This is a genomic window from Candidatus Protofrankia californiensis, from assembly GCF_900634765.1.
Lineage (GTDB): Bacteria > Actinomycetota > Actinomycetes > Frankiales > Frankiaceae > Protofrankia > Protofrankia californiensis.
In genome coordinates this window covers 1-3,813 of the sequence record NZ_CAAAFT010000370.1, presented here as the reverse complement: position 1 = coordinate 3,813, position 3,813 = coordinate 1, and the positions used below count along the sequence as shown (strand labels likewise).

Annotated in this window: 2 protein-coding genes and 1 pseudogene; 1 reads left to right on the top strand and 2 read right to left on the bottom strand. The window is 68.6% G+C overall.

Going from position 1 to position 3,813, the window contains the following annotated elements; genetic code table 11:
* Nucleotides 1-299 precede the first annotated feature (299 nt).
* Entirely contained in the window at nt 300-695 is a 396-nt protein-coding gene (locus DD1DGNOD_RS18935; protein WP_131767822.1) for a DUF3040 domain-containing protein, read from the top strand.
* A gap of 117 nt (nt 696-812) precedes the next feature.
* On the opposite strand, the gene DD1DGNOD_RS18930 is transcribed toward DD1DGNOD_RS18935, so the two are convergent.
* Together DD1DGNOD_RS18930 and DD1DGNOD_RS18925 are read right to left on the bottom strand one after the other, a co-directional pair.
* Entirely contained in the window at nt 813-3,257 is a 2,445-nt protein-coding gene (locus DD1DGNOD_RS18930; protein ID WP_131770745.1) for a transglutaminaseTgpA domain-containing protein, read from the bottom strand.
* Nucleotides 3,254-3,813: pseudogene (locus DD1DGNOD_RS18925) on the bottom strand (hypothetical protein); the annotation flags it as partial. The pseudogene DD1DGNOD_RS18925 and the gene DD1DGNOD_RS18930, both read right to left, overlap by 4 nt.

Genomic DNA, 3,813 nt, shown 5'->3' with positions numbered 1-3,813 from the left:
GTGTACGGGATCATGCGGACGCGGCGGCGATGAGCACGGGAGGGATGCCGAACGACGAAGGCGGTCGACGTCCGGCGGCAAAGACGGCGAAGGCAGCCACGGTGGGAACCTCCCCACGGGCGCGAGACCGATCACACCGCATGGCATGGGCCCCATGCTCCTCCGGTGAGGAAGCAGAGCAGGAAGAACCGATCGGTCTGTCTCGGCATGGTTGGTTGCCTACCGCGCATGCCCGGTCGTGCCTATTCTTGGGTGTCAGGTTCCGTCTGCCGGACCTGCCGGCCGTGGGAGGAGCGTCGATGCCGCTCTCGGAAAATGAGCAGCGCCTGCTGGATCAGATCGAGCGCGCCCTCGTCGAGGACGATCCGAAGTTCGCGAGTGCGGTCCGCTCGACGAACCCCCGTACCTACCTGTTGCGCAGGGTCCGCCGAAGCCTTCTCCTGTTTGTGGCGGGGCTGGTCGTCCTGCTTGTCGGGGTTGTCCTCAACCGGACACCGCTGATCGTGGTCCTTGGCGTGCTCGGCTTTGCCACGATGCTGTTCGCGGCGTCGCGAGGTGCTGCTGATCTTCGTCGGATCGGTGGTCGGGGTGGTGAGGCCGGTGGTCGTCACCCGTCGACCCCGCATCGTCGGACCCGTACCTCGTTCACCGAGCGGATCGAGCAACGGTGGCGCCGCCGGTGGGACGATCACTAGCCGACGACGATCACCAGCAGACAGGGCCGATCGCTGAAGGCCGTCGGTGGCAGGGCTTCCTCCCGGTCGGTGTCCGCCGTACGGGAGGGGTTCGCCATACGGGGAGAAAGCAGGTAATCACACCCTGTCCCTGTAAGTCTTTCGGCCGCGTCGGCGTGCCGCTGGATGCCCCGACCCCGGATGGATCCCCGTTCGAACCAGTCCCCTCAGGCCACCCAGGTCGGCGACTACAGAACGTGGGGCTACGGTGGCCCGAGCGCGGCTGGTACGTGGCGTTATCTTTTTCAACATCTGTGTGACCGTCTGTAGGTCACGCCCAATCCGTTCGTCCGATGCGCTGGATCGCACCAGTGTCAGTGGTGCGTAACAGGCGAGTTCTTCCGCCTCGGCGATCCGGATCAGGGCCGCCCGGGCCGCCTCGATCTCCTCCTCGCGGATCATCCGCTCGGGAATCCGAGCGCTGGCCGTGATGCGGGCGATCAGCCGCGTCGCGCTGGCTCGTGGGGACTCGTTCGGCTGTAGCGGCATCCCGAGGTCGGCAGAAAGATCGGTCAGCTCGGCCCAGGCGGCGTGCGCGCGGGCGTCGGTAGTCGTGGCCCCGTCGTCGTCATCGGGCGTATCCCGCATGGCAGCCACGAGACGGTGGCGGCGGCGCACCAGCCGCACCAGCGCCGGCACACCCAGTATTGAAAGGAGGCCTGTCCCCAGGAGAACCCACCAGAGGACTGTCGGCAGCGGCCCACCACCGGCGGGTTGTACCTGTATGGGGGGCTGGTCCGCCTGCGTGTCCAGCCCGCTGTCAGGGGCGGTGCCAGTGCTCGGGACGGTGGCCGCGGACGGCGGCGCGGTGGAGCCCGTCGTCGCGGAAGCAGCAGCCTGACTGGTCGGGTCCTGGATCCGTGCGTAGTCGGGAGTGGTGATGCCTGCATGCACCGGCGGGGTCGGTTCGAAGTGGATCCAGCCGGCTGAGGCGAACCATACCTCGGGCCACGCATGCATGTTCTTGTTGGTCATCAGATAGGTTCCGTCCGGCTGCCGTTCGCCTTCGTTGAAGCCGATCGCCACCCGGGCCGGGATCCCCAGCGTCCGCAGCAGCACGGTCATCGCGGAGGCGAACTGCTCGCAGTAGCCACGCTTGCGCGTGAGCAGGAAGTCTGCCAGCGCCCCGGCCTGCGTGGTGGGAGCACCCTCCAGGTCGTAGGTGAAGGTGCTGCTGTTCAGGTACTTCTCAATGGCGAGGGCCTGCTGGTAGGGGCCGGACGCGGTGCGCGTGAGCTGGCGTGCCAGGGCTGGGATCCGGGGGTCGATGGTGGCAGGCAGCTCGGTGTCAATCTTCAGCTCGGGTGGGACAGTCATCGACGCGGCCGCAAGATCGCTCCGGGCGGGGGCGGGGACGGAAGCCTCGACCCGGTAGGTCACACCGGCGGTGGAGGTTTGTGTGCTGAACACCGTGCCGGTCTCGGCGGCCAGCCGCCAGTCGCCGTCGAGGCCGGTGATCCTGCTCGGGAGTCCGGGCAGCGGGAGGTAGTACGTCTGCAGCTCGTTCGACACGCTGATGGTCGCGGCGACGGTGGTGCTGCGGGTACCGGTTTCGGGTCTGGGCAGGCCGTTGCTGATTTTTGCCTCGCGCCCGGCGCGCAGCGCGCGCAGGGTGAACTGTTGCCCGTCGAATTGCTCGAGTGCGGTCAGCCGCAGGTATTGCGGTGACGTGGTGCGCACCGACAACAGCTGGGTCACCTGGGGGGAGTGCAGTTGCTGCGACAGCGAGACGATCGGCTGAATGACGACCGTCGAGCCGGAGCCCTCGCCGTTGCCGCTGCTCTGACCGTGCCCGACAAGTGCGAGCTCCTCCAGGGAGGGCAACGCGGCCGGGACGGCCACCGCGCACACCATCGCGCACACGGTGATCCCGACGGCCTGGCCGCTCGGTCTGCCCGGCGGCGAGGAGCCGGACGAGACGGTGATCGGTTTTCCCCAGCGCTTGACGGTCTCGCGCCCGTCCATTATCAGCAGCAGGAGGAAGCCCGATACGCCGACTACGAACCGGACCGACCCGACACCATGGGGCAGCACCGCCGCCGGCAGCATGAACAGCGCCAGCAGGGGGAGCCCCGCAAGCGCCGGGCGCCGGATCACCACCACCAGGAAATCGACGATCATCACGGCGAGGTAGACGCCGATCACGACGAGCAGCGCCAGACCTGGCCGTTGCGGCACCGGCGCCGCGAACCGGGCCACGTCGTCCCGGCCGGCGGCAACCAGGGAACGCAGGGTGTCCACGGTTTGACCGGTCGGCACCAGGACGGCAAGGGAGGTTTCCTGTGCGCACAACGCGGTCGCTGTGATGAGCAGACCGAGTGTGTCCAGCAGCACGATGACCGGGACGGGCAGCCGCAGGGCCCGGCCCAGCACGGCCGTCCCCGCCGCCACCGCTGTGGCCGCGAGAGCCAGGCGCAACCACCACAGGCCGTCGAACAACGGTGCGAGTGCGAACGTGCACAGCAGCGACGCGAGCGCGCCGCCAAGGGTCGCGGTCAGGCGGGGGGCCGGGCGAGGAGTCACCGCCGCAGCCCTGCTTCTGCCTCTGTCTGCCCCTCCACGGTTGCCTCCCCGGTGCGTTCCCGCACGGTCGACGACCGAGCACGGGTCGGCGTCTGGGTGTTCCCGGGTGGGAAGGCTGCCGAGCGTGGCCTGAGCGCATCTGGCCCGACGGCTTCCGAGCTGGCGGCACCGGGCTGGGCGGGAGGCCGATCCGACGGATCCGATGAATTCGATTGATTTGGCAGATCATGGTGGATCATGCCTGCTGCCGTGGAGTCGGCCCGGTGTCCGACCCGACTGTCCCCACCGCCGCCAGCCGTGCCCCGTCCGGACGTCTGTAGCCACAGATCGGCGAGCTTGTCGCCGTATCCGGCGGTGATCACGACCCAGCCGTGACGCTGGAAGAGCGCACGGCAGGCGTTCAGGCTCTCCTCCCTGGCCGCGGAGCGATTCCCGTCCCAGGTCGCGACGTCGACAAGCAGAGCTGTCGCGAATGCGCCGCGTGGGCGCGCCATGGCGAGAATGCCCGCCCTTGCCGGTTCGATGGATCCCAGGACCGCCACGAGCATCCCGTTGC